At 65.2% G+C, this 25,132-nt stretch carries 21 protein-coding genes; 10 read left to right on the forward strand and 11 right to left on the reverse strand.

Annotated elements, in window-relative coordinates; translation table 11 throughout:
- Positions 1 to 727: 727 nt before the first annotated feature.
- From ACH5N8_RS09470 to cysN, 9 genes are all read left to right on the forward strand, one after another.
- Positions 728 to 1,105 carry a helix-turn-helix domain-containing protein gene (locus ACH5N8_RS09470; protein ID WP_483283179.1) on the forward strand — a complete coding sequence of 126 codons (378 nt, stop codon included), beginning with the start codon at positions 728 to 730 and terminating at the stop codon, positions 1,103 to 1,105.
- Between the two features lie 192 nt (positions 1,106 to 1,297).
- A complete protein-coding gene (gene serC, locus ACH5N8_RS09475) occupies positions 1,298 to 2,380 on the forward strand; it encodes a 3-phosphoserine/phosphohydroxythreonine transaminase (protein ID WP_483281135.1) in 1,083 nt (360 codons plus the stop codon).
- 5 nt (positions 2,381 to 2,385) lie between these two features.
- Entirely contained in the window at positions 2,386 to 3,552 is a 1,167-nt protein-coding gene (locus ACH5N8_RS09480; RefSeq protein WP_483281136.1) for a 3-phosphoglycerate dehydrogenase family protein, read from the forward strand.
- Positions 3,553 to 3,585: 33 nt separating this feature from the next.
- A complete protein-coding gene (locus ACH5N8_RS09485) occupies positions 3,586 to 3,951 on the forward strand; it encodes a rhodanese-like domain-containing protein (RefSeq protein WP_483281137.1) in 366 nt (121 codons plus the stop codon).
- 84 nt (positions 3,952 to 4,035) lie between these two features.
- Positions 4,036 to 5,148 (forward strand): alanine dehydrogenase, encoded by a 1,113-nt coding sequence (gene ald, locus ACH5N8_RS09490; protein WP_483281138.1) that lies wholly within the window; start codon positions 4,036 to 4,038, stop codon positions 5,146 to 5,148.
- 72 nt (positions 5,149 to 5,220) lie between these two features.
- Entirely contained in the window at positions 5,221 to 6,999 is a 1,779-nt protein-coding gene (locus ACH5N8_RS09495) for an assimilatory sulfite reductase (NADPH) flavoprotein subunit (protein ID WP_483281139.1), read from the forward strand.
- A gap of 26 nt (positions 7,000 to 7,025) precedes the next feature.
- Positions 7,026 to 8,735, forward strand: coding sequence for an NADPH-dependent assimilatory sulfite reductase hemoprotein subunit (locus ACH5N8_RS09500; RefSeq protein WP_483281140.1), 1,710 nt, complete (start codon positions 7,026 to 7,028; stop codon positions 8,733 to 8,735).
- Positions 8,736 to 8,757: 22 nt separating this feature from the next.
- Entirely contained in the window at positions 8,758 to 9,714 is a 957-nt protein-coding gene (gene cysD, locus ACH5N8_RS09505; RefSeq protein WP_483281141.1) for a sulfate adenylyltransferase subunit CysD, read from the forward strand.
- Complete coding sequence (gene cysN / locus ACH5N8_RS09510) at positions 9,714 to 11,384, forward strand: sulfate adenylyltransferase subunit CysN (RefSeq protein WP_483281142.1); 1,671 nt, start codon at positions 9,714 to 9,716, stop codon at positions 11,382 to 11,384. The genes cysD and cysN overlap by 1 nt, the downstream gene beginning before the upstream one ends.
- Before the next feature lie 5 nt (positions 11,385 to 11,389).
- On the opposite strand, the gene ACH5N8_RS09515 is transcribed toward cysN, so the two are convergent.
- From ACH5N8_RS09515 to ACH5N8_RS09555, 9 genes are all read right to left on the reverse strand, one after another.
- Positions 11,390 to 12,784, reverse strand: coding sequence for an FAD/NAD(P)-binding protein (locus ACH5N8_RS09515; protein ID WP_483281143.1), 1,395 nt, complete (start codon positions 12,782 to 12,784; stop codon positions 11,390 to 11,392).
- Positions 12,785 to 12,849: 65 nt separating this feature from the next.
- Entirely contained in the window at positions 12,850 to 14,763 is a 1,914-nt protein-coding gene (locus tag ACH5N8_RS09520) for a family 2A encapsulin nanocompartment cargo protein cysteine desulfurase (protein WP_483281144.1), read from the reverse strand.
- 4 nt (positions 14,764 to 14,767) lie between these two features.
- Positions 14,768 to 15,697 (reverse strand): family 2A encapsulin nanocompartment shell protein, encoded by a 930-nt coding sequence (locus ACH5N8_RS09525; RefSeq protein WP_483281145.1) that lies wholly within the window; start codon positions 15,695 to 15,697, stop codon positions 14,768 to 14,770.
- A 52-nt stretch (positions 15,698 to 15,749) separates the two neighbouring features.
- Positions 15,750 to 16,619 carry a hypothetical protein gene (locus ACH5N8_RS09530; protein ID WP_483281146.1) on the reverse strand — a complete coding sequence of 290 codons (870 nt, stop codon included), beginning with the start codon at positions 16,617 to 16,619 and terminating at the stop codon, positions 15,750 to 15,752.
- Positions 16,594 to 17,523, reverse strand: coding sequence for a family 2A encapsulin nanocompartment shell protein (locus ACH5N8_RS09535; RefSeq protein WP_483281147.1), 930 nt, complete (start codon positions 17,521 to 17,523; stop codon positions 16,594 to 16,596). The genes ACH5N8_RS09530 and ACH5N8_RS09535 overlap by 26 nt, the downstream gene beginning before the upstream one ends.
- A gap of 118 nt (positions 17,524 to 17,641) precedes the next feature.
- Positions 17,642 to 18,586 (reverse strand): serine O-acetyltransferase EpsC, encoded by a 945-nt coding sequence (epsC, locus tag ACH5N8_RS09540; protein ID WP_483281148.1) that lies wholly within the window; start codon positions 18,584 to 18,586, stop codon positions 17,642 to 17,644.
- Positions 18,587 to 18,599: 13 nt separating this feature from the next.
- On the reverse strand, positions 18,600 to 19,577 hold the full coding sequence (gene cysK, locus ACH5N8_RS09545) for a cysteine synthase A (protein WP_483281149.1): 978 nt from the start codon (positions 19,575 to 19,577) through the stop codon (positions 18,600 to 18,602).
- Between the two features lie 603 nt (positions 19,578 to 20,180).
- Positions 20,181 to 21,932 (reverse strand): ClcB-like voltage-gated chloride channel protein, encoded by a 1,752-nt coding sequence (locus ACH5N8_RS09550; RefSeq protein ID WP_483281150.1) that lies wholly within the window; start codon positions 21,930 to 21,932, stop codon positions 20,181 to 20,183.
- Positions 21,933 to 22,122: 190 nt separating this feature from the next.
- On the reverse strand, positions 22,123 to 22,365 hold the full coding sequence (locus tag ACH5N8_RS09555; RefSeq protein ID WP_483281151.1) for a YezD family protein: 243 nt from the start codon (positions 22,363 to 22,365) through the stop codon (positions 22,123 to 22,125).
- 41 nt (positions 22,366 to 22,406) lie between these two features.
- Between ACH5N8_RS09555 and ACH5N8_RS09560 the strand changes: the two genes are divergently transcribed.
- Positions 22,407 to 22,820 carry a hypothetical protein gene (locus ACH5N8_RS09560; RefSeq protein ID WP_483281152.1) on the forward strand — a complete coding sequence of 138 codons (414 nt, stop codon included), beginning with the start codon at positions 22,407 to 22,409 and terminating at the stop codon, positions 22,818 to 22,820.
- Between the two features lie 14 nt (positions 22,821 to 22,834).
- Here the strand turns inward: ACH5N8_RS09560 and istB are convergent, their stop codons facing one another.
- Together istB and istA are read right to left on the reverse strand one after the other, a co-directional pair.
- Positions 22,835 to 23,590: an IS21-like element helper ATPase IstB gene (gene istB / locus ACH5N8_RS09565; RefSeq protein WP_483281132.1), complete on the reverse strand. Its 756-nt coding sequence runs from the start codon at positions 23,588 to 23,590 to the stop codon at positions 22,835 to 22,837.
- Positions 23,580 to 25,097, reverse strand: a complete 1,518-nt coding sequence (gene istA / locus ACH5N8_RS09570; RefSeq protein WP_460028912.1) for an IS21 family transposase — start codon at positions 25,095 to 25,097, stop codon at positions 23,580 to 23,582. The genes istB and istA overlap by 11 nt, the downstream gene beginning before the upstream one ends.
- Between the last annotated feature and the right edge of the window lie 35 nt (positions 25,098 to 25,132).

A 25,132-nucleotide genomic window follows, 5' to 3' on the forward strand; every position in this document is an offset into this window, starting at 1 on the left:
GTTCCTTGATATAGCCATGGCATGCTCCACAAAGAGGTGAGGCAAATCCGGCTGTCTTGCGCGCCTTTCCGGCCAGGATAACTGGCCACCATCGGGATTTTCGATATTTTCTTGATTATCGCTTTCAACCTGAATCAGGCAGCATATGCCTGATGATGTTCAAGGTTATCCATTCGTCGATAATGGCGAATACGCCTGCCGCCATCAACGATATTCCCATTCCAACAGGGCGTCCAGATTTTCCTCCCACGTCCTGCCTGAAAAATCCGGTCCGGCGTACCGGATGCGTCGGGGCAAGGCAAACACCCCGGCGCGACCGCCGCGTCATCGGGTTCGCCGACAAGATCGTTTTTTCCGCGCGAGCGGGCGTGAACCCTTCTCGGCAGGCCGATCCGCTCAGGCCGGAGCCTGCCCCGCATCGCCCGCCGGCGCGGCACACGCGCCAGATTGCCGTCCCGGCCAGGCCTCATCCGTCTGCTGCACGGCCTGATCGGCCGGGTCCGGCAAAGGCACGGGGATAGCGATGCCGCCCTGGTGGTTGCCGCACATGCAACCGGAACGGTTATCCTCGGGACAGTTTCATGCAGGCTTATTCGTTATCACGATATGCACATGATGTTTCATTATTGGCAAGCCGATCTGTGCCGCTATAGGCTTGCCAGCATGTTTTTGATCGGGCGTCAGCATGGACAAGGTAAGCGTGTACCTCGGACTCGATGATGAGGATATGAGACAGCTCAGTGAAATATCCCGGAATCATCATGTCAGCCGTATCAGAAGGCGGGCCTCCGCCTTGCTGGATATCCATGCCGGTCTCCCGGCGAGTCACGTTGCAAGCAAGCATGCTGTTCATGTCCAGACCGTTTCCAGGTGGGTAAAAACCTGGCTTGAGCATGGCCTGACTTCCGTCCTGAGACGTTCACACGGGGGCGGCCCCATCAAGCTCACGGAGAACCTGCTGGATACGGCCGAACAAATAGCCAGGACAACGCCAATGCGCCTGCCGTATATCCTGAGACGACTCAGGGAAATTCATCCGGACTCACCCTTCATGACGCCGGAGTGTCTGCGCAAGGGTTTGCGGCGCAGAGGCATCAAACGTTGACAAGCAGAGGCCATGGCCATTCCCTGCCCCCATTGCGAGACACCAAACGGTATCGGATGGCGATATGCCAGGTTTCGTCAAACTGGCAGCACAGACACAGGGGACATTCGTGCCGCTTCAACCTAACCCTGGGCCTCGCGTCAGTCAGGCGCCTGAACATACCGACGATCACCTACAGCCAAGAGCACACCTATGTCACGGCACTATAACTTCTCCGCCGGCCCCTCGACTTTTCCGGAAAGTGTCCTCCTAAGGGCACGCGACGAGCTGCTGGAATGGGGCGATACCGGTATGTCCGTGATGGAAATGAGCCATCGCGGCAAGGCGTTCATCGGCATCGCAGAAAAGGCCGAGGCCGATCTGCGCGAACTGCTGGCCATCCCGACCGACTACAAGGTGCTGTTCCTGCAGGGCGGCGCCACCGGCCAGTTCGCCGCCGTTCCCCTGAACCTCATGGGTGACCGGGCCCGGGCCGCCTATCTGGACACCGGCATCTGGTCACAGAAGGCCATTGCCGAAGGCAGGCGCCATGCCGAGGTCATCATCGCCGCGACAGCCCGGGAAAGCGGCTACACCAGCATTCCCGGGCGCTCAAGCTGGCAGGTTCCTGCCGACGCGGCATACCTGCATTACACGGCCAACGAGACCATCGGCGGGGTGGAGTTTCAGGAAATTCCCGATGCCGACGGACTGCCGCTGGTCGCGGACGTTTCCTCCAACTTCCTGTCCCGGCCCCTGGACATCACGCGTTTCGCGGCAGTCTATGCCGGGGCCCAGAAGAATGCCGGGCCGGCCGGGATCACGGTCGTCATCGTGCGGGAGGATCAGCTCGGCAGGGCCAGTTCCATCACCCCCTCGATACTGGACTGGCAAAAACAGGCCGAGAACGGCTCGATGCTGAATACCCCGCCGACCTACAACTGGTATCTGCTGGGGCTGGTGCTGGACTGGCTGAAAGCCGGCGGCGGCATCGCCGCGATCGAGCAGCGCAACATCCGCAAGGCGGCGAGGCTCTATGCCGCAATCGATGGTTCCGGCTTCTACTCCAGTCCGGTCGATCCAGTCGCGCGCTCACGCATGAACGTTCCCTTCCGCCTGGGCAATCCGGATCTCGAGAAAACCTTCCTGGCCGAGGCCAGGACCGCCGGCCTGGTCAATCTGGAGGGCCATCGCTCGGTGGGTGGGCTGCGCGCCAGCATCTACAACGCCATGCCGGAAGCTGGCGTGGACGCCCTGATCGCCTTCATGTCCGAATTCGAACGCCAATATGGGTGAACGCCATGTACAAGATACTGACCTACAACACCATTTCCCCGCTTGGGCTGGAGCGGTTGCCGCGCGACCGCTATGAAGTGGCCGCGGAGATCCGGCAGCCGGACGCCATCCTGCTCCGTTCCCACGACCTGCACGGCACGCCGATTCCGGACAGCGTCAAGGCCGTGGGCCGCGCCGGTTCGGGGACCAACAACATCCCGGTGGATACCTGCACGGCGCGTGGCATACCCGTGTTCAACGCTCCCGGGGCCAACGCCAATGCCGTCAAGGAACTGGTCGTGGCCGGCCTGCTGCTGGCGGCGCGGCGGATTCCCTCGGCGCTGGCATTCGTCCGCGACCTGGAGGGTGACGATGCCAGCCTCGGGCAGCAGGTCGAGACAGGCAAGAAGCGCTTAGCCGGTTCCGAGCTGGCCGGCAAGACCCTGGGCGTACTGGGCCTGGGCGCCATCGGCGTTGCAGTGGCCAACACCGCCAGTGCCCTCGGCATGCAGGTGATCGGGTTCGATCCCCTGCTGACCGTGGAGAGTGCCTGGAAACTCTCCGCTACCGCCATCAAGGCCACCAGCGTGCAGGAGCTGCTGGCACAAGCCGATTTCGTCACTCTGCATGTGCCGCTCAACGAGCAGACACGGCGGTTACTCGACGAGGAACGGCTCGCCGCCATCAAGCCGGCCGCCGTGCTGCTGAACTTCTCCCGCAGCGGGGTCGTGGATGAGGGCAGCGTGATCCGGGCCCTGCAGGACGGCAGGCTCGGCGCCTATGTCACGGACTTCCCCAGCCACGCGCTGGTCAACCAGCCAAATGCCATCGTGCTGCCCCATCTGGGCGCGTCCACAGCCGAAGCCGAGGACAACTGTGCCGTCATGGTGGCGGACCAGATCAAGGACTTCCTGGAGAACGGCAACATCCGCAATGCCGTCAACTTTCCCGATGTCGTGCTGCCGCGCAACGGGGCAAAGGTGCGACTCGCCGCCGCCAATCGCAACGTTCCCAGCATCGTCGGACAGATCACGGCGGCCCTGGCCGATGCCCGACTGAACATCGTCGACCTGATCAACGCGTCGCGGGGTGACCATGCCTTCACCCTGCTGGACCTCTCGGACACGGTGCCGGCGGCCACCTTCGAGCGCATCCGCGCCATCGACGGGGTGCTCTCGGCCCGCCTGGTTTGAATCGCCCTCATCAGCCCACCAAAGGAGACCGTCATGCCCAGCTTCCAGCAAATCCTGGCCTTGGCCAACGATGCCCGAACCCGCATCAGGGAAATCCCCCCGGCGACCGCGGTCGATCCGGAGCATCGCGGCAGACGCCTGCTCGATGTGCGCGAGCGGAGCGAATTCGATGCGGCCCATCTTCCCGGTGCGCGGCACCTGAGCTGGCTGCAACTGGAAGCCCGCATCGGCGAGCTGATTCCGGACAGGTCAACCCCGATCCTGACCTACTGCGCCATCGGCCACCGGTCCGCCATTGCGGCGGACATGCTCCAGCAGCTGGGCTATCGCGATGTGGTGTCGCTGGAGGGCGGCTTGCAGGCCTTTCAGGCCGACGCGGTGGCACAAAAGGCCGCCTGAGCCAAGCGAGGCGGCGGGCCGACCGGCCATCACGCCGGTGGCCCGGACCCGCCATCTGTCGCCGGACCCAGAGGAGGAGCACCCATGAAGATCGGCCTGCCCAAGGAAATCAAGGATCAGGAGGGACGCATCGCCCTCACCCCCGACGCCGTCCGCCAGCTGGTGATGGCCAAACACGCGGTGCGCGTCGAGCTCGGCGCGGGACTCGGTGCTGGCTTTGGCGACGATGAGTACCGGGCCGCGGGCGCCAGCCTGGTCGGCGTCGATGAGGCCTGGGACAGCGAGCTGGTCATCAAGGTCAAGGAGCCGCTGGCATCCGAGTACGGCCATCTCCAGCGGCAGATGCTGTTCACCTTCCTGCACCTGTCCGGCGCGCCACGCTCGCTGACCGAGGTTCTGCTGGAGCGCGGCACCACCGGCATCGCCTACGAAACCCTGGAGGACCGCCACGGCCACCTGCCCCTGCTGGCGCCCATGAGCGCCATCGCCGGCAACATGGCCGCGCTGGTCGGCGCCTATTACCTAGGGCGCACGCATGGCGGCAAGGGCGTACAGCTCGGCCAGGTGCTAGGCGTCCGCCATGGCCGGGTGCTGGTCATCGGCGATGGCGTCGTCGCCCACCACGCGGCGCGCAGCGCGCATGGCCTGGGCGCCGGGGTCGTGCTGGCTGGCCTGGATCCGGCGAAAGGCCAGCAATACCGGACCGAGCTGGGCGAGGGCTTCCTCTACGTCGATTCGACTCCCGCGGCCATCGACCGCGAGTTGCCGGAAACCGATCTGGTGATCGGCGCCGTGCTGCGGCGCGGGGCCAGGGCCGACTACGTGATGACCCGCGAGCAGATCCAGCACCTGCGAACGGGCTCAGTCGTGGTCGACGTCAGCATTGATCAGGGCGGGTGCATCGAGACATCCCGCCCCACCTCGCACAGCCATCCGGTGTTCGTCGAGCACGGGATCATCCATTATGGCGTGACCAACATGCCGGGCGCGTACCCGCGCACCGCCACCGTCGCTCTCTCCGACGCCGTCTTGCCCTACGCCCTGCGGCTGGCGCAGCAGGGACTGGAGGCCCTGGCCGCAGATGCCGGGTTCGCCAGGGCATTGAACACCCATGCCGGATACCTCGCCATCCGACCGGTCGCGGAAGACCTTGGCCTGCTCGACCGCTACCGGCCCTGGGGTTCCCACGGTGCCTGATCCGGGCGCTGGTACGCAGCGACTGCTGCCGGCCACCCCGAACCCGCCTCCAGGATCCCGGCTGTCAACGTCATGAACGATACTCCTTCTCCCCTGAGTCCCGAGCAGTGGCAGACCCTGGTCAGCCTGCTGGGCGCCCTGACACCGGCACAGCGCCAATGGGTCAGTGGTTTTGTGGCCGGCTTCGCCGCCCTGGACGGCCCACGGCCCGAGCCGGCGAAGCCGGCATCCGCGCCAGCCATCACGCTGCTCCATGGTTCGCAGACGGGCAATGCGGAGAGACTGGCCCGGGCCTTCCACGAGCGTCTGGTCCAGGCGGGCCACGAGGTCAGGCTGGAATCCATGGCCGGCTATCCCTTCGCCAGGATCAAGCGCGAATCGTCGGTCCTGATCGTGGTCAGCACCCATGGTGAGGGCGAGCCGCCGGACAATGCCCGCGCCTTTCATGACTTTCTGCACAGCCCGCATGCCCCCCGGCTCGACAGGCTCCGCTATGCGGTACTGGCGCTGGGTGACTCCAGTTACGAGCATTTCTGCAAGACCGGCCACGACTTCGACGGGCGTCTGGCCTCACTGGGCGCCGAAGCGATCATCGAGCGAGTGGATTGCGACATCGACTATGAGGCCGCCGCCGAAGCCTGGCTGGATCAGGTTCTGGCCCGGCTGGAACAGCCCCGGCAGGGCATCGATGCGAACAACGTCGGTGCGCAACCCGCCGCCGCGGCACGCTACTCGCGCCGGCATCCCTTTCCGGCACGTCTGCTGGAAAACCTGCCCCTCACCGGTCCGGGCTCCTCCAAGGATGTCCGCCACATAGCACTGTCCCTCGCCGACTCCGGACTCCGCTACACGCCGGGCGATGCGCTCGGCGTCGTGCCCGGCAATCGGCCGGAACAGGTAGAGGCGCTGCTGGCCGCACTGCATCTCTACCACGCCGACTCCATCACCGGGCCCGGGGGCGCTACGCTCTCGCTGGAGAACGCCCTGTTAAGCGAATATGAAATCACCACGGCCTCCCGCGCCTTCCTCGAAAACTATGCCCCGCTGGTCGGCTCCTCCCGGCTGGCGACCCTGCTGAAACCCGACCGGCGCGGCGAGCTCCAGGTCTGGCTCCGGGGCCGGGACATCCTCGATGTCGTCAGGGCATTCCCGGCGGTCGGACTCACCAGCCAGCAGTTTGTCGACCTCCTGCGCCGGCTGCCGCCCCGTCTCTATTCCATCGCCTCGAGCTGGACAGCAGACCCGGACGAGGTGCATCTGACCGTGGCCGTGGTGCGTTATGAGGCACATGGGATCCTCCGGCATGGCGTGGCATCCACCTTCCTCGCCGACCGGGTGGAAACAGGCGCGGCCGTGCCGGTCTATATCCAGGAAAACCCGAATTTCCGCCTGCCCGCGGACCCCGCGACGCCCATCATCATGATCGGTCCCGGCACCGGCGTGGCGCCGTTTCGCGCCTTCCTGGCCGAACGCGAAGCCATCGGCGCGACCGGCCGCAACTGGCTGTTCTTCGGCGACCGCCAGTTCGAGCACGATTTCCTGTACCAGAGCGAATGGCTGGCTTACCGCCGCAAGGGGCTACTGACGCGCATCGACGTGGCGTTCTCGCGCGATACCGACGAGAAGTGCTACGTGCAGCATCGCATCCGGGAAAACGCGCGGGCGATCCTGGCCTGGCTGGAGGAAGGCGCCCACGTCTATGTGTGCGGCGATGCCGCGAGAATGGCGCCGGATGTCCACGACGCGCTCTGCGAAGTCCTGGTGCGGGAAGGCGGCCGCAGCCCCGATCAGGCCAGAGAGGAGTGGCTGGCGCTGCAAGCCGCGAAACGCTACCAGCGCGATGTCTATTGAATGGATGCCAAGAGGTGGATGCCCCCATGAGCGACAGCAAGCAACGGCAATTGGCCCCCGAGGAAACCCTCAAGCGCAACAGTCACGGTCTGAGGGGGACGCTGGCGGCGAACCTCGCCGACCCGGTGACCGGCAGCATCCCTGAGGATGACGCAAAACTGCTCAAGTTCCACGGCGCCTACTTGCAGGACGACCGCGACCAGCGCCAGGAGTGGCTGCGCCGCAGACTGGAACCCGCCTACAGCTATCTGATCAGGGTTCGCATGCCGGGCGGCGTCTGTGCACCGGCGCAGTGGCAGCAGCTCGACGAGCTGGCGGTACGGTATGGCTTTCCCTCGCTGCGCATCACGACGCGCCAGACCTTGCAGTTCCACGGTGTCCCCAAACGGCATCTCGGGACGGTGATCGCCGGCATTCATGCTGCGCAGCTGGATACCTTGGCCACCTGCGGGGATGTCAATCGCAACGTGGTCTGTCACAACAACCCCTACCTCTCGCCCCTGCATGCCGAGTTGCACGGGTGGGCCGGCCGCCTGAGCGACGAACTCCTGCCCAGGACCCGCGCCTATGCCGAAACCTGGTTGAACGGCCGACCACTGGCTCCGGCAGGAGCGGAAGACGAAGACGATGAGCCGCTGTACGGCAAGACCTACCTGCCGCGCAAGTTCAAGATCGGCATCGCCCTGCCGCCCCGCAACGATATCGATGTCCTGGCCCAGGATCTCGGCCTCATCGCCATCGCCGAGAGCGGGACCCTGCTGGGCTTCAATATCGCGGTCGGCGGAGGCATGGGCATGACGCACAGCGACCCGGCCACATATCCCCGACTCGCCAGCGTCATCGGCTTCTGCCCGCCCGAACGGCTGATAGCGGTCACCCATCACGTCCTCGCCATCCAGCGGGATTTCGGCGACCGCGGCAACCGTCGCCATGCGCGATTCAAATACACGCTGGATGACCGGGGCCTGGACTGGTTCCGGACGGAGCTCGAGGACCGCCTGGGTGAGCCCCTGGCGGAGGCCCGGCCATTCGCATTCCGCGACAGCGGCGACCCGCTGGGCTGGATGGAGGACGGCCAGGGCGACTGGCACCTGACGCTGGCGATACCCAGTGGCCGGCTGCGCGATACCGGCGGCATCGCCTGGCTGACCGCGCTGCGCGAGATCGCACGTCTCCATGACGGCGACTTCCGGCTGACCGCCAACCAGAACCTGACCATCGCGCGTGTCGCGCCCAGTCTGAAGCCCGACATCGAGCGCGTCCTGGCGTGGCATCGCATCCCCCTGCCGGAATCCCAGAGCGCCCTAAGGCAACGCGCCATCTCCTGCGTCGCCTTTCCAACCTGCGGCCTGGCGATGGCGGAAAGCGAGCGCTGGCTACCTGCCCTGCTGAGCCGGCTGGAAAGCGTGCTGGGCGCGCTGGGGCTGGAGCAAGCGCCGATCAACCTGCGCGTGACAGGTTGCCCCAACGGCTGTGGCCGCCCATTCCTCGGCGAAATCGGGCTGGTGGGCAAGGCACCGGGCCGTTACAACCTATATCTCGGTGCGGCCTTCGATGGAACGCGCCTGAACCGGCTTTACCGGGAGGCCATGTCCGAAGACGAGGTGATCGAGGTGCTGACACCGATCCTGCGCGATTACGCAAGCGGACGCGAGCCCGGGGAAACCTTTGGCGATTTCGTCCTGCGTCGCGCGTATGTCGCCCCGGCAACCGCCGGCAGCGCCCCCCGCCCCTGACGATCGATCCGCCGGAAACCTCATGCACGCACTCGCACGCCCCGACAACCCGGCCCTGGCCGCCCTGGAATTGTCCGCACACACCCTCACCCATCTCAAGCAACTGGAAGCCGAGAGCATCCACATCATCCGCGAGGTTGCCGCCGAGTTCGACCGGCCGGTGATGCTCTACTCGATCGGCAAGGACTCGGCGGTCATGCTGCACCTGGCGCTCAAGGCCTTCCATCCCGGCAGGCCGCCCTTCCCGCTGCTGCATGTCGACACCACCTGGAAGTTCCGCGACATGATCGCCTTCCGCGACCGCATGGCCCATGACCTGGGGCTGGACCTGATCGTCCACATCAACCCCGAGGGCGTGGCGCAGAGCATCAATCCCTTCGACCATGGCAGCGAGAAGCACACCGACATCATGAAGACGGAGGCGCTCAAGCAGGCGCTCAACCAGTACCGCTTCGATGCCGCCTTCGGCGGCGCCCGCCGCGACGAGGAAAAGTCCCGCGCCAAGGAGCGCGTCTATTCCTTCCGCGACCAGCATCATCGCTGGGACCCGAAGAACCAGCGGCCGGAACTGTGGAATCTCTACAACGGCAAGGTCAACGCGGGCGAGAGCATCCGCGTGTTTCCGCTCTCCAACTGGACCGAGCTGGATATCTGGCAGTACATCCATCTCGAGAACATCCCCATCGTGCCGCTCTACTACGCCGCCGAGCGGCCGGTGGTGATGCGCGATGGCATCTGGATCATGGTCGATGACGACCGCATGCCGCTGGCGCCGGGCGAGGTGCCGGAGATGAAGCGGGTGCGTTTCCGCACCCTGGGCTGCTATCCGCTGACCGGTGCGGTGGAGTCCAACGCCACCACCCTGCCCGAGATCATCCAGGAAATGTTGCTGACCACCACCTCGGAGCGGCAGGGCCGCCTGATCGATCACGACCAGTCGGGCTCCATGGAGAAGAAGAAGAAGGAGGGTTATTTCTGATGGCGCACCAATCCGAGCTGATCGCCCGCGACATCCATGCCTATCTGGCCCAGCACGAGCGCAAGGAGCTGCTGCGTTTCCTCACCTGCGGCAATGTCGATGACGGCAAGAGCACCCTGATCGGGCGGCTGCTGCACGATTCGAAGCTGATCTACGAGGATCAGCTGGCCGCCATCCGCAAGGACAGCGCCAAGTTCGGCACCACCGGCGATGATTTCGACCCGGCCTTGCTGCTGGATGGCCTGCAGGCGGAACGCGAGCAGGGCATCACCATCGACGTGGCCTACCGCTATTTCTCAACCACCCGGCGCAAGTTCATCATCGCCGACACGCCGGGGCACGAGCAGTACACCCGCAACATGGCCACCGGCGCCTCAACCTGCGACCTGGCCATCATCCTCATCGATGCCCGCCATGGGGTGCAGACCCAGACCCGGCGGCACAGCTACATCGTCTCGCTGCTGGGGATCCGCCATGTGGTGGTGGCCATCAACAAGATGGATCTGGTCGACTTCCGCGCGGAGGTGTTCAACGGTATCCGGGCCGACTACCTGGCCTTTGCCGAGAAACTGGCGATCAGGGACATCCGCTTCCTGCCGCTGTCGGCGCTGAAGGGCGACAATGTGGTCCATCCCGGTCCGAACATGCCCTGGTACGACGGGCCGCCGCTGATGGCGCTGCTGGACAGCATCGCCATCGCCGACGATCAGAACATGGTCAATCCGCGCTTCCCGGTGCAGTACGTCAACCGGCCGCACCTCGACTTCCGCGGCTACAGCGGCACCGTGGCCGCAGGCATCTTCCGCAAGGGCGATCCGGTGATGGTGCTGCCCTCGCGCAAGACCAGCCACATCGCCAGCATCGTCACCTACGACGGCGAGCAGGCCGAGGCCTTCCCGCCGCAGGCGGTGACCTTCACCCTGACCGACGAGATCGACATCAGCCGCGGCGATCTCCTGGTGCGGCCGGACGATGTGCCGCAGCTGGCCGCGCGCTTCCTGGCGCAGGTGGTGTGGATGACCGAGGCGGCGCTGGTGCCGGGCCGGCAGTACCTGATCAAGCAGAACACCCGCAGCGTCACCGGCTCGGTGCCGCGCATCCGCTACCGCATCGATGTCAACACCCAGGCCCATCACCCGGCCACCCAGCTGCACCTGAACGAGATCGGCCTCTGCGAGCTGGCCCTCAGCGCCCCCATCGCCTTCGATCCCTATACCGTCTGCAAGGGCACCGGCGCCTTCATCGTCATCGATCGCCTCACCAATGTCACTGTCGGGGCGGGGATGATCGTGGGCCCCGTGACCGGCGACAGCGCGTTCAGGCCGGTGACGGCCGTGGAGCGACAATGCCGCCTGGGCCAGCGGCCTGTCCGCGTCTGGCTGACAGGCGAAAACCGGCAGCTCATCGCGCGCGAACTGGAGCGGCAATTGTTCGACCGGGGCTTCCTCTGCACGGTCCTGGATCTGGAAACACTGGGTGAGCACGCCGCGGCAGTGCTGGAAAACCTGAACGATGCCGGCCTCATCGCCCTGATCGCGGCGCCTCCGGAGCGGTTGCCGGCCATTCCGGGCGAGGACGACCTGGCGTTGCCTGGCGAACGTCACGATATCCACGCCATCACCCGACGCGCCCAGGCCGAACGGGACGCGCCGCTGGATTTCCAAATCTGACCCGTCTATGGTCTCGACAACCGCTCGGCGAGCCGGGCAGCCTTGATCCGTATCTCCGGCACGGCGGTGGTCTCCCAAAGCATGCCTTTCTCGGGCGGACCGAGGGTAAACAATCGATCCGAGGGGGTACCATCATCACGCCGCAGCGCCCCATCAGCGGCAACGTCGAGCCCCAGCCGCAGGGTATCCGGGCGAATCAGGCCCCGATCGAGGAGATCGCTCACCAGAGGGCTTTCCAACCGGCGGTAATCGCTCTCCGAGCCCGAGCAGTTCAGCACGGCATCCACCGCGATGACGCCAGCGTCGCCCCCATGCCGTGGTCGAACCAGTATCTCCACCGTATCCGGCTGCTCGCGGTACTCCAGGATTCGTCCGACATGGCAAACCAGCTGTCCGTCATCGACCAGCGCCTGCAGCCGAGCGGCCACGGTCGGCGCGAGCCGGTGCCGGTGACAGTCCCACCAGGGCCGCAGATGGCGCAGGAAGCGGCGTTGCTCGGCCAGAGGCAGGGATTGCCACAAGGTCTGGTTGGCCGGGCGCAGGGCGTCGATGGCTGCGCGCCAGTCGCCGCCCGTTTCCCGAATGTGCCGACGCAGGGCTCTCAGCCAGTTGCGCGTCGAGGGTGCGACGGTATCGAGGGCAAAAGCCGTGGCCATGGCCGGCGCATGTGCCCGGGGCCACAATCCCCGCCGCGAGATGGCATGGATAAGGCCGGTGTATCCCGCCGATTTCAGGGCTATTGCCCAGTCCACCATGGTCAGCCCCCCGCCGATGAGCAGGCAGGAGCGGGTTGCCAGCACCGTGTCGAGCAGCCCCGGCTTCCAAGGATTGCCATGGTAGCGCATGCTGGCATAAAAGGCGGGTTCCGCCACGCAGGGATCTCCCGGCGGAAAGTTCCCCAGCGCCAGCACTGCGCGGTCGGCCAGCAGCCGGGGGCCATCCCGCAGCTGCAGGCAAACCCCGTCCGGGGTTTCCGCCATGCGGATGACCTCGGCGGTGTGGTGGCTCAGCTCGATACCTGGCGCTGCCTCGCGCACCGCGGCGTCCAGCAAGTCGACGAGGTAGCGGCCATAGGCGCGGCGCGGCAGGAAGCTTCCCGCCTCCACCTCGGTGACCCAGGGCGGACAGAGGAGCGAGTCCCGTCGCGCCCGCGCCCAGCGCAGGAAATGATCGGGATCGTCCGGGAAGGCGCTCATGTTGCCCGCCGGAACATTGAGCAGGTGGCAGGCCAGCTCGGTACCGTAGGCGACCCCGCGTCCCTGCTGACGCGGCGCCTTCTCGATCAGGGCGATCTCGGTCCCGCGGAGCGCGATCCTGGACAGGTGCGCGGCCACCAGGCTGCCGCTGAATCCCGCGCCGATGATGGCGATGCGGCCGGTCCTTGGCTTTTCGATGGTCAAGGGATGCTCCCATGCGATGGAAAGGCGCGGGCCGCGCCGGCGATGGCGTGGCCCGCGGTCGGGTATCAGCGCCTCAGGGCGTGACTGCCGCCCTGGATGCGACGGACGGCCTCCACCAGCGCGTCGACCTCCCCGAAGGTGTTGTAGAAAGCGAACGAGGGCCGCACCGTGGTTTCCAGGCCGAAGCGACGCAGGATCGGCTGGGCACAGTGATGTCCGGAGCGGACGGCTATGCCGTAACGGTTGAGCGCCTCGCCGACATCCTCCGAGCGGAAGCCCTGCAGCACGAAGGACAGCACGCTGGCCTTCTCATGCGCGGTGCCGATCAGACGCAGGCCCGGTATTTCCAGCAGGCCGCGGGTCGCATAGGCCAGCAGGTCGTGCTCGTGGCGGGCAATATTTTCCAGGCCGACACGTTCCACGTAGTCGAGCGCCGCGCCCAACCCGACCGCATCCGCGATGTTGCCGGTGCCGGCCTCGAACCTTGCGGGGGCGGGCTGGAACAGGGTGCGCTCGAAGGTCACGTCCTGGATCATGTTGCCGCCACCCTGCCAGGGCGGCGTGGCATTCAGGAGGTCCAGCTTGCCGTAGACCGCGCCGATGCCGGTCGGCCCGAACACCTTGTGCCCGGAGAACACGTACCAGTCGCAGTCCAGGGCCTTGACGTCGACCCTCAGATGCGGGGCGCCCTGCGCGCCGTCCAGGAGCACCCGCGCGCCGTAGCGATGGGCGATCTCGATCATCTCCCGGGCCGGGGTGACTGTGCCGAGGGCGTTCGAGACTTGCGAGAAGGCGACCAGCCGGGTCCTGGGGCCCAGTAGCTTCTCGTACTCGTCGAGCAGGATCTGACCACTGTCATCCACCGGCGCTACCCGCAGCCTGGCCCCCTTCTCAGCACAGAGTTGCTGCCAGGGCACGATATTGGCGTGATGCTCCAGCCAGGTGATGACGATTTCGTCATCCTGGCCGATGTGGCGCCGGCCCCAGGATTGGGCGATCAGGTTGATGCCCTCGGTGGTGCCGCGCACGAACACGATCTCATCCCGGCTGCCCGCGCCGAGAAAGCGCGCCACCGTGTCGCGGGCCGCCTCGTAGGCATCCGTGGCGCGCGCCGCCAGTTCATGGGCCGCCCGGTGGATGTTGGAGTTCTCGTGCTGGTAGAAATAAGCCAGCCGGTCGATGACCGCCTGCGGCTTCTGGGTGGTCGCGGCGTTATCCAGCCAGATCAGCGGTTTGCCGTGGACGGTCTCATTGAGGATGGGAAAATCCCGGCGCACCTGCCAGACATCGAAGCCCGGATGGGCGGAATCGAGATGGGCAACCTGATTTTCCTGTGGTTCCTGGCCCTGACAGGCGGGATCACCCGGAACGCTGACCATTTCGCCCAGAAAATACAAGGACACGTCCGCCGCTTCGCCTCCGGCCGTCACCGGCGCGCCGCCGGGCGGCGCCCCTTTCGGCACGGCGATGCCGGGCACGGTGGTTCGGGGCAGACCCAGATCGGGCAGGATGTCCGGTCCGGGTTGGGGTAAGCCCGGCGCCGCCGTGCGGGGGGGCTGGGCGCCTCCCAGGAAGTAATGCGCCAGGGCCGCCGCCGCTCCCCCGGTCGTTAGACCCGGGTCTGGCGCGAGCGGCGGGGCGGTCCCCTCCTGCGGCGCCGGCCGGGGTTCCCGGCTTGCGGCCGAGGGCGGCACGGTGATGGCGGCCGCCGCCGGAACCGGGCGCAGGAAATAAAATTCCGCCAATCCGTCCCGGTCCCCAGGCGCGGCGATACGGTCCAGCGGCAGCGCGGCCAAGGCGGCTTCATCGAGCTGATCGGGCGCGGCGCTGGCCGGTACGGCAGGCGCTTTCTGCAGGAAGGCGCCGCCCCCGTCCGGCAAGGCCGCGAAATATTCGTTGGCCAGTCGCGTCAGGACATCCACATCGGGAAGCCCGGCGAGGCCCAGGGCCTCGACCAGGTATGCCGAACCTGACGCCACAGACTTATCTGTAGGTAGGTTTGTAGTCATGGTACTTGTCCACGTCGACGTTTTCGAGCACGGCGATGGCATCCTCGGTGAGGACAGCCAGCGAGCAGTAGAGGGACACCACGTAGGAGGCGATGGCCTTGCGGCTGATGCCGCCGAACTTGACCGACAGACCCAGCCCCTGCTCGCCCGGCAGGCCCGGCTGATACAGGCCAACCACACCCTGACGGCTCTCGCCGGTGCGCAGCAGCAGGATGCTGGTCTTGCCGTTCTCGATCTTGACCTTGTTCGAGGGCACCAGCGGGATGCCGCGCCAGGTCAGGAACGGCGAGCCGAACAGGTTCACGGTGGGCGGTGGAACACCACGGCGGGTGGCTTCGCGGCCGAAGGCGGCGATGGCCTTGGGGTGGGCCAGGAAGAAGGCCGGCTCCTTCCACACCTTGGCGATCAGTTCGTCGAGGTCGTCCGGCGTGGGCGGCCCGGCCAGGGTGGAAAGCCGCTGCTCGGGCACGATGTTGTGCAGCAGGCCATATTCCTTGTTGTTGATCAGTTCCTCTTCCTGCCGTTCCTTGATGGTCTCGATGGTCAGGCGGAGCTGTTCCTTGATCTGGTCGTGCGGGCTGCTGTAGAGATCGGAAACCCGGGTGTGGATGTCGACGATCGAGGTGACGGCGCTGAGGAAGTACTCGCGCGCGCCCTCGTCGTAGTCGACGAAGGTCTGCGGCAGGTCGCTCTCGTCACGGTGCGAGCAGGCGGTCAGCACGCGCGAGGCGTCCTTGACCTTGTTGACGCGGTAGATGCCGGCCTCGACGCCGACCCAGGGCAGCAGGTGGGTGAGCCAGCGCGGTGAGATGGTGACGAGTTGCGGAACGGTCTTGGTGGCATTCGCCAGGGTACGCGCGGCGTTGTCGCCAAGCGCAAGTTGCTGTTGGTCCAGATCGGTCATGACAGTGTCCTCGAGTGGTTAACGGAATCGATGGTCAGGCGAGCTTTCCACCTCATGTTTTGCCCTTCGCACCCAGGCGGCCGACGTCATCGACGAAGTACAGGCCTCCAGCGGGCACGTTCAAGGCGGGGCTGGGCAATCGGACCGGACCCAGATCGGGCAGCGGTTCGTACCCGGCATTCCGGGCAGGCAGATTGATGTCCACCGGGATTCTTGGCGTCGGCTGGGTTCCCTCCAGAAAATAAGGCGGGGAGCCCGAGGGCAGACCACCAGCGGCGCCCAATCCCGCAAGCGGACTGGTGCCCGCCACATCAGCCAACACACCGGGAGCGGCCCGCAAGGGTTCCTCGCCAGTCGTCGGGAAGGCCGAGGCGGGAGGAACAGCACCAGCGAAAGGCTGCGAACCCAGCTCGACGCCGGGTGTATGCGGAGGCGTGGAGCCGTGCTGGCTGCCGGGCACGCTGCGCTGGCTGGTCGGCGCTCTGGGGTTGGCCGTGGAAATAGCCACCGGCGCCACGGAGTTCAGGTTGGGATCGGTGCCGGGCCGGTCCGGCCGGAGCAAGGGCACCACACCCGGGCTGGTGGGTGGCACGGCCTTCAGGAAATAGAGGCCGGCATCCGCGTCCGACGCCGTCGGAGCTTGCGCCAAGGCGGCGGGGCCCTGCCCCGAGACCCCGGCCAGTGCTGCCGGAATCTTCCTGAGGTCGTCCTCGTTGGGAATGTCCACAGCTGAGCCCGGGTTGGCGGGCGCCGCCGGGACGGCACTTGGTAAAGCGCCCGCGCCAGGGACCACAACGAGAAACTCGTTGGCATAGGGGGCCGTAGCGTCCAGACCGGGGATATCGCCCGGGAGCCCCGGAGTCGTTGCGGGGCGTTCGGTGCCGATAGGCAGGGGGTTACCGGTAGACAGGCTGGTAGTCATGGTATTTCTCCACATCGACATTCTCGAGCACGGCGATGGCATCCTCGGTGAGGACAGCCAGCGAGCAGTAGAGGGACACCACGTAGGAGGCGATGGCCTTGCGGCTGATGCCGCCGAACTTGACCGACAGACCCAGCCCCTGCTCGCCCGGCAGGCCCGGCTGATACAGGCCAACCACACCCTGACGGCTCTCGCCGGTGCGCAGCAGCAGGATGCTGGTCTTGCCGTTCTCGATCTTGACCTTGTTCGAGGGCACCAGCGGGATGCCGCGCCAGGTCAGGAACGGCGAGCCGAACAGGTTCACGGTGGGCGGTGGAACACCACGGCGGGTGGCTTCGCGGCCGAAGGCGGCGATGGCCTTGGGGTGGGCCAGGAAGAAGGCCGGCTCCTTCCACACCTTGGCGATCAGTTCGTCGAGGTCGTCCGGCGTGGGCGGCCCGGCCAGGGTGGAAAGCCGCTGCTCGGGCACGATGTTGTGCAGCAGGCCATATTCCTTGTTGTTGATCAGTTCCTCTTCCTGCCGTTCCTTGATGGTCTCGATGGTCAGGCGGAGCTGTTCCTTGATCTGGTCGTGCGGGCTGCTGTAGAGATCGGAAACCCGGGTGTGGATGTCGACGATCGAGGTGACGGCGCTGAGGAAGTACTCGCGCGCGCCCTCGTCGTAGTCGACGAAGGTCTGCGGCAGGTCGCTCTCGTCACGGTGCGAGCAGGCGGTCAGCACGCGCGAGGCGTCCTTGACCTTGTTGACGCGGTAGATGCCGGCCTCGACGCCGACCCAGGGCAGCAGGTGGGTGAGCCAGCGCGGTGAGATGGTGACGAGTTGTGGAACGGTCTTGGTGGCATTCGCCAGGGTACGCGCGGCGTTGTCGCCAAGCGCAAGTTGCTGTCTTTCTGATTCAGCCATGGTCGTCTCCAGTTGCGGGGATATGGGCCAGTCAAAGTGTTAACCGGGATCTTTGCTTGCACGCATCGCGGGCAAGGCGGCAAGCGATGCAAGCAATCGGGGGGGTCGGGGCAACGCCTCATATGCCCGCCCCATGGTTGAAATATTCACTGCGCGCCGGCGCCTGCGTCAGGTTGCTGAATTCCGGGACGCTGTGCGTCACCCAGACATTGCCGCCGATGACCGAGCCACGGCCGATGGTGATGCGCCCCAGAATGGTCGCCCCGGCGTAGATCACCACGTCGTCCTGGATGATCGGGTGACGGGCGCCGCCCTTGATCAGGACGCCGTGCTCGTCGGCGGGGAAGCGCTTGGCACCCAGCGTCACGGCCTGATACAGGCGAACCCGGGAGCCGATGACGCTGGTCTCGCCGATCACCACGCCGGTGCCGTGATCGATGAAGAAGCTGGGGCCGATCTGTGCCCCGGGATGTATGTCGATGCCGGTCTCGGAATGGGCGATCTCGCCGATCATCCGCGCGATGAGCGGGAGGCCGAGTTGATAGAGCCTGTGCGCGAGGCGATGGTGGATGACAGCCAGGATGCCCGGATAGCAGATCAGCACTTCGTCCTCGCTGCTGGCGGCCGGATCGCCCTCGTAGGCAGCCTGCAGGTCGCTGTCCAGCAAGGCCCTGATACTGGGCAGGGACTGCGCGAACTCGCGGATCAGTTCCTCCGACTGATCGCTGATGACCCGACGGTCTGGCGCCCGTCTTTGCAGGTGCTCGTGGGTGTAGCGGAGTTCCCGCTGAATCTGCACGCGCAACCGCCGCAGCTTGGTTTCCAGCAGGTGCCCGACGTAATAGTCGACGCCTTCCTCGGTAAGGTCGCCGGCCCCCAGCCGGTTCGGGAACAGCACGGTGGCGAAGCCTTCCACGATGTCCTTGAGCTCGCTTCGGTATGGCAGCTTGAGGGAGGCATCGTCCCCATGGCGACAGGCCAGCGCACGCTCGCGGATGTCGAGCAATGCCTTGACGATCGCGGGTATGCCGATGGGGTCCTGGAACTCGGGCAAGGGTGACATGCCTCGCACTCCTTCACGCGGCGAGGCCATTGGCGTCGAAGATGCCTTCATAGAGCGCCGTGCTCAGGTAGCGCTCGCCCGAATCCGGCAGGACCACGACGATGGTCTTGCCGGCGTGCTCCGGACGCTGGGCCAGCCGCACCGCCACCGCCGCCGCCGCCCCGCAGGAAATGCCGGCCAGGATGCCCTCCTCCCGCGCCAGCCGGCGGGCCATGTCGATGGCCTCCTCGTTGCTGACCGGTTCGATGGCGTCGACCAGCGACAGGTCGAGCACATCCGGCACGAAACCGGCGCCGATGCCCTGGATCTTGTGCGGACCGGGCTGCACCGGCTGCCCGGCGCGGGTCTGCGACAACACCGGGCTGGCGGCGGGCTCCACCGCGACCGACAGGACCGGCTGGTGGCGGGTGTGCTTGAGATAGCGGCTGACACCGGTGATGGTGCCGCCGGTGCCGACGCCGGCAACCAGGATGTCGACCTGGCCGTTGCTGTCGTCCCAGATTTCCGGACCCGTCGTGGCTTCGTGAATGGCGGGATTGGCGGGGTTCTTGAACTGCTGCAACAGGACATAGCGGGCGGGGTCGGATGCGGCGATCGCCTCGGCCTTGGCGATGGCGCCCGGCATGCCCTTGGCGCCTTCGGTCAGCACCAGTTTCGCACCATAGGCCACCAGCAGCTTGCGCCGTTCGATGCTCATGGTCTCCGGCATGGTCAGCGTCAGGGGAATGCCGCGCGCCGCGGCCACGAAAGCCAGGGCGATGCCGGTGTTGCCGCTGGTCGGTTCGACGATTTCCTTGCCGGGCCCGAGCAGGCCGCGCTGCTCGGCATCCCAGACCATGGCCGCGCCGATGCGGCATTTCACCGAGTAAGCCGGGTTGCGGCCCTCGATCTTGGCCAGCACGGTGGCCTTGGCGCCCACGGTGATGCGGTTAAGCCGGACCAGCGGGGTCCGGCCGATGGCGCGGGAATTGTCTTCGTACCAGCGGCTCATGCTGCCTCCTGCGATGCTTGTGTGACCAAAAGCCGTTTCCCTTTCGGCTCCGCCGCGCGGGCAAAAAAAAAGCCAGTGAATCCTTTTCTGGATTCACTGGCTTCCGGTGGTCCGGTCAGCTTGCCCGATAGGACCATTCTAGACTTATGAAGGTATAAGGCCAGAGTGGTGGAAACGGTTATCGGCGTGAAAAGGCATGTTTTTGCCTTGCATATAAGTTAACAGCCGGCAGGAGAGCCTTACAAATACCCTGATCGAATATGCTTATTTCTCTGGCGGGCTCAGCGCACCATGGGTTGAGCCCCGGATTGCCGGATCCCTCTGCCACGGGCAGGAACAGGCAACCCGCCCCACCGTGCCCGGGGCTCCCGGTTGACCCGGTTGATTCCACCGATCACCCGATGCTGTGACGGTGGGCGACATCACTGGCGTGCCTCGTGCAATCCGGCCAGCCCGGGGAAATGGCGCCGCAAGCGATCAATGAGCAGCCGCTGGGGTTTCTGGAAACGGCTTTTTCGGGTTGGCCATGACGCGATGCCCTGTTCCCCTCCGCCCCGGCTCATGACCACACGCTCCCCACGGGCCAGCAGCGGCCCCGTGGGCTCAGGCCAGGGCCAGCAGGATATCGTTCCGGGTGATTTCGCCGAGCAAAACCCGCTCCGCGTCGACGATGGGAAGGCGGTCGCATTCATGTCTGACCAGTAATCCCAAGGCCTGGGTGAGCGGGGTCTCCGGTGTGATGGCCGGTATGTCGTCCTCCATGAAGACCCGCGACGCCTTGAGGTGCCGCAACGTGGGATCGCCGAGAAACAGCTTCATGCGGTCCAGCGTGATGGCGCCCTGGTAGCGCCCGGCCGCATCGACGACCCATACCTGCGGGGCCGTGGAGCGGCAGAACATTTCGCTGACAGCCTGGGCGGTGGCTTCCATGTTGACGCGGGCAGCAGCAGGGCTCATGAGGTCCTCCGCCTGCATGAGGAAAGGTACCTGGGTGCGCGGGTTGCCCAGCGAACTCGAGTAGACGGAAACCGGACGGATTGCGGCGGCGATGTAGCGGGCGGTCATCGCCACGGCGATCAGGGGAAGCAGCAGGTCGGCCTTGAGGGTCATCTCGAAGATCATCAGGATCGCCATCACCGGGGCAAACGTGGTGGCTGAGAGAAACGCCCCCATGCCGAGGATGGCAAAGGTCACGGTATCGGTAGACCCATCGAGACCCAGCGCCAGCAAGGACTGGCCATAGAGCCAACCGGTGCAGGCACCGATCAGCAGGGTGGGTGTGAATACGCCACCGATGGTGCCGGTGCCGACCGCTGCGGCGGTGGCCAGCATCTTGAGCAGGGCGAGGCTGAGCACGAAATCACGCATTGGCGATCCGGTCAGGATGAACTCTGCCACGGCATGACCGTTGCCCCAAACCTGGGGATACCAGAGGGAAATCGCCCCGATCGCGAATCCGCCCAGGCCCAGGCTGAGCGGCAAGGGCAGGCGCAAGCGCTGCACCAGACGAAGACAGGCATCGAGCAGGGCCAGGAAGGCTGGCGCCAGGATACCCGCAAGCAGCCCAAGGCCCAGCACCTGCGCGATAGCCGGGGGATGAGCCAGGGTCAGGGATGGCAGGGTGTAGATCGGTCGCAGACCGATCCAGTGGCGGATGACCAAGGTCGCGGACAGGGCGGCGACGATGAGCGGCCCCAACGCCTCGATGGCCAGGGTATGCATGACGATTTCGGCGACGAAAAGCGCACCGGCCAGCGGCGTATTGTAGGCGGAGGCCAATCCTGCCGCACCGCCACAGGCGACCAGCAGGCGCAAGCGTTGCTTGGGAAAGCGGAGCAGACGGCCGATGCTGGAAGCCGCCAGGGCGGAAAACTGCACCATGCCGCCCTCGCGCCCGATCGAAGCGCCAGAACTGATGGAAATCAGCGATGAGGCGAGGCGAACCAGGGTGGGCCTGACCGCGATGACACCGTCGCCGAGCCGGACGGCCTCGAGGTAATCCCGGGAGCGCAGGCCGTTGCATAGGCGCGCCCCCAGCCAGAGCACGGAGCCGGCGGCAAGGCCACCCAGCGTGGGTACCCAGAGGCGCATGGCAGGTGACAGGCTCTCGGCTATGGCGACGATATCCTGGGTCTGCCCGGTCATGAGCCACTTGAGGCCAATGTTGGCCGCACGGAACAGGCCCGAGCAAAGTCCACCCGCAACCCCCACCAGCGCGGCCCACAGCAACATCGAATCCAGACCGGCCGCGCCGGTGTCCGCCCGCAGCCGCAGCCGCCATGCCAGCAGCAGCCTCGCCATGGCGGCGGCCAGCCGGGCGGTGGGTCCGGAGCCTGACTCAGGGGCAGCGGCCATGATCGGGCACGCTAGCGGTACGGCGAGGCGGGCAACGATGCGGCCATCGCGGCAACATTCGCCTGCCGATGTTGAATCATCCCGTTGATTCCCGGGTTATCGATAATGCCGCCGGCGGACCGCTCGTCCAGCTGCTGCCATGCGGGCCGCGGCCGGCGAGTCTCCTCGCCCGCCCTCTGAGGGGGTGTGCTCATGCCATCGGTAGCCCCGGGAGGTTGAACCGCTGTTTTTCGCGGCGCTCGATTTGCACGATGCGGCCCTCGTGAACCGTGATCTCTACCGCCCCGAACCTCAGGTCACGGAGAGCGGTGCGAATGGCTTCCGTGGCGAGGTCCGGACTGTCCTGGGACTCGGGGAGGCTTGCGCTTGCGTTCATGGGCTGTCTTGAGCAGATCGGTGAGGTTTGCTGCGCATGCCGGACAACGGCTCGCATCGGGTCAAGATGCTAGCAACAGGGCTTTTCGGTTCAAAAGAATGAATATGAAGATGTTTATTCGAATCGGCTCTAAGGCAGGGCGCGCAACCGGAGCGCTCATCGCCAGCCCGGCCAGCGTGGCGCAAGCCGCCTGGGCGTCACCTGCAGCGATAAACAGCGCCCACATATGTCACGTTGGTCTGCTCACTCGAGCCACCGCCGCTTCCGTTGGCAACCCCGAAGCTGCCGGTCTGCCCTGCACGTGTCGACAGCAACTGAACGGTATTCCCGCCCATCTGCGCCGCCTGGTTCTTGAGGTCATTCCGTGCACCGGTCTCCAGGTTGGCGTTGCTGGTCCAGCCACCCGTGAAGAAGTTGCCCTGATTTCCCGTGGCCTCGCCCAGGTACTCGCAGTCCTTGGGCTCGGAGTGTCAATCGGCTTTGAAAAGTTTCCAGGGAAGAGCGCCGAATAGTTTCCAGATGAGCGCTAGGGTGATTGGGGTGTGATGCTCCTTTTGCGTTGCTTGAAACGATAGGAGTCATTGCCCGTTTCCAGGATGTCGCAGTGGTGGGTGATGCGGTCCAGCAGGGCCGTGGTCATCTTGGCATCCCCGAACACCTGCACCCACTCGGCAAAGTTGAGATTGGTGGTGATGATCAAGGACGTCTTTTCATAGAGCTTACTGACCAGATGGAACAGTAAGGCACCCCCGGAGGCAGGGAACGGCAGGTAGCCCAGCTCATCGAGAATGATGGCGTCCATGTGGACGAGTTGTTTGGCCAGGTTACCTTCGCGACCTTGCTGCTTTTCCCGGTCCAGTTGGTTGACCAGGTCGACGGCGTTGAAGAACCGCACCCGCTTGCCCTGATGGATAGCGGCGATGCCCAAAGCGGTGGCCAGGTGGGTTTTACCGGTTCCGGTGCCACCGACCAGAATCACGTTGTGCGCTTCCGCCATGAAGCCGGCCGTGGCGAGTTGTTCGACCCGATGCTGTGCCAACGGCGTTTCATGCCAGTTGAAGTTCAACAAGTCGCGATGGATCGGAAAGCGAGCGGCCCTGAGTTGATAGTTGAGGCTGCGTGATTGCCGATACGCTTGTTCAGCGGCGATCAACCGGTCCAACCAGACTTCGGGTATCACGGGCTTTTGTTGATGACCGAACTCGGCCAGCCATTCACTCCAGGCAGCGGCCATGCCATAGAGATGCAAGGCCTTGAGGTCGACTACGCGATCAATGGACATAGGTCACCCCCCGTAAGCTGTCGTAGCGGCTGCAATCGGCGACCGGTTCCAGCGTCAGTTGCGGTATCGACGCACCGGCGGGTTCAAGGGTTTTCGGCCTCGATGCCTCGGTCAGTCGCTGCATGGCATTGACCACCACGGCAGCGCAGATCACGCCGGACTGCAACGTCAACTCACAGGCCACTTCCAGGGTTTCCAATCCGCTGTCCCCAAGCGTGCGCGCCATCAGCAGGAGCTCGACAAAGGCGCGATCGCCCTTGTCCTGCTTCAGAATGCGGTCTCGCACGACTTTGATGGGAACGGGCAGATCCCACTGGACGAAGGGTGCCCCGTGGCGCAGGGCGCCGGGTTTGCGCTCGATCACGGGGAGGTAATGCCAGGGATCACAAATCAGCTGACCGCGACCGAAGCAACGAGCATGGTCAGCCACGATGTCATCGTTGGCCACCATGCGGACTCGGTCAGCGGAGAGACGGACCGAGACCACCTGATTAGCCCATTGGGCCGGTACGCTGTAGCGGTTCCGGTCAGCCGACACCAGGCATTGGGAACTGACCCGGCGCATGTCATCGACATGCCCGTCGAAACGGGCCGTGACGGGAATCAGACAGCCCTGTTCTTCAGCAAAGCACGCCGCGATAGTACGTGAAGCCTGTTCCGGGTGAGCGCGTCGAGCCAATTCCTCACAACGCTGAGCCAGCCAGACATTGAGTTCAACCAAACTGTCGAAATGCGGTGTCGGCGTGAACAGCCATTCGCGCACGTTACCGACCTGATTCTCCACTTGTCCTTTTTCCCATCCCGATTCAGGGGTACAGGCGACCGGTTCAAACAGGTAATGGCTGGCCAGGGCCATGAACCGTCGGTTGAAGCGACGCTCCTTCCCCAGGAATATCGTGTCCACCACCGTTTTGAGGTTGTCATAGACCATGCGCTTGGGGGCGCCGCCAAAGAACGCAAACGCCTGAATATGGGCATCCAGCACCATTTCCTGGGTCTCGCGTGGGTAGGCGACGACGAACATCTTCCGGCTGTAGCTCAGGCGGAAATGCGCCACCTTCACGACGTGCTCGACACCGCCGATGACCACGGTCTCATGACTCCAGTCGAACTGGCAGGTGTCCCCCGGGGAGAACACCAACGGCACAAACACTTGCGTGACTTTCGGTGTTTCGGTGCGTGCGCTCTTCCACACCTTCACAAAGCGTTGAACGGAGGAATAGCCGCCGCGATAGCCCTCCACCTGTAATCGCTCAAACAGACGTTGGGCGGTATGGCGACGTTTCCTGGGCAGGGATGCATCAAACTCCAACCACTCCCTTAACCGATCCCGATAGGGACCCAGTTGGGGATAGGGTTGCTGCTTGCGGGTGGGATAGACCGGGTCGCCCTCGGTCTGTAGATGCTTTCTGACCGTCGGTCGGGATAGATGAAAGCGCCTGGCCAGTTCGCTGATTTTGACCTTCTCAACAAAATGCAGGCGCCGCAGTTCGGCAATGAGTTCCACTCTGATCACTCCAGGTTACTCCGGCTAAAAGCCGG

Source organism: Methyloparacoccus sp. NF-16, assembly GCF_056880625.1.

What these genes read in the sequence shown, in the direction of transcription:
- ACH5N8_RS09470 (WP_483283179.1), top strand. Translation starts at nt 728, where the DNA reads ATGAGACAGCTCAGTGAAATATCCCGGAATCATCATGTCAGCCGTATC.
- serC (WP_483281135.1), top strand. Translation starts at nt 1,298, where the DNA reads ATGTCACGGCACTATAACTTCTCCGCCGGCCCCTCGACTTTTCCGGAA.
- ACH5N8_RS09480 (WP_483281136.1), top strand. Translation starts at nt 2,386, where the DNA reads ATGTACAAGATACTGACCTACAACACCATTTCCCCGCTTGGGCTGGAG.
- ACH5N8_RS09485 (WP_483281137.1), top strand. Translation starts at nt 3,586, where the DNA reads ATGCCCAGCTTCCAGCAAATCCTGGCCTTGGCCAACGATGCCCGAACC.
- ald (WP_483281138.1), top strand. Translation starts at nt 4,036, where the DNA reads ATGAAGATCGGCCTGCCCAAGGAAATCAAGGATCAGGAGGGACGCATC.
- ACH5N8_RS09495 (WP_483281139.1), top strand. Translation starts at nt 5,221, where the DNA reads ATGAACGATACTCCTTCTCCCCTGAGTCCCGAGCAGTGGCAGACCCTG.
- ACH5N8_RS09500 (WP_483281140.1), top strand. Translation starts at nt 7,026, where the DNA reads ATGAGCGACAGCAAGCAACGGCAATTGGCCCCCGAGGAAACCCTCAAG.
- cysD (WP_483281141.1), top strand. Translation starts at nt 8,758, where the DNA reads ATGCACGCACTCGCACGCCCCGACAACCCGGCCCTGGCCGCCCTGGAA.
- cysN (WP_483281142.1), top strand. Translation starts at nt 9,714, where the DNA reads ATGGCGCACCAATCCGAGCTGATCGCCCGCGACATCCATGCCTATCTG.
- ACH5N8_RS09525 (WP_483281145.1), bottom strand. Translation starts at nt 15,697, where the DNA reads ATGACCGATCTGGACCAACAGCAACTTGCGCTTGGCGACAACGCCGCG.
- ACH5N8_RS09530 (WP_483281146.1), bottom strand. Translation starts at nt 16,619, where the DNA reads ATGACTACCAGCCTGTCTACCGGTAACCCCCTGCCTATCGGCACCGAA.
- ACH5N8_RS09535 (WP_483281147.1), bottom strand. Translation starts at nt 17,523, where the DNA reads ATGGCTGAATCAGAAAGACAGCAACTTGCGCTTGGCGACAACGCCGCG.
- epsC (WP_483281148.1), bottom strand. Translation starts at nt 18,586, where the DNA reads ATGTCACCCTTGCCCGAGTTCCAGGACCCCATCGGCATACCCGCGATC.
- cysK (WP_483281149.1), bottom strand. Translation starts at nt 19,577, where the DNA reads ATGAGCCGCTGGTACGAAGACAATTCCCGCGCCATCGGCCGGACCCCG.
- ACH5N8_RS09550 (WP_483281150.1), bottom strand. Translation starts at nt 21,932, where the DNA reads ATGGCCGCTGCCCCTGAGTCAGGCTCCGGACCCACCGCCCGGCTGGCC.
- ACH5N8_RS09555 (WP_483281151.1), bottom strand. Translation starts at nt 22,365, where the DNA reads ATGCGAGCCGTTGTCCGGCATGCGCAGCAAACCTCACCGATCTGCTCA.
- ACH5N8_RS09560 (WP_483281152.1), top strand. Translation starts at nt 22,407, where the DNA reads ATGAATATGAAGATGTTTATTCGAATCGGCTCTAAGGCAGGGCGCGCA.
- istB (WP_483281132.1), bottom strand. Translation starts at nt 23,590, where the DNA reads ATGTCCATTGATCGCGTAGTCGACCTCAAGGCCTTGCATCTCTATGGC.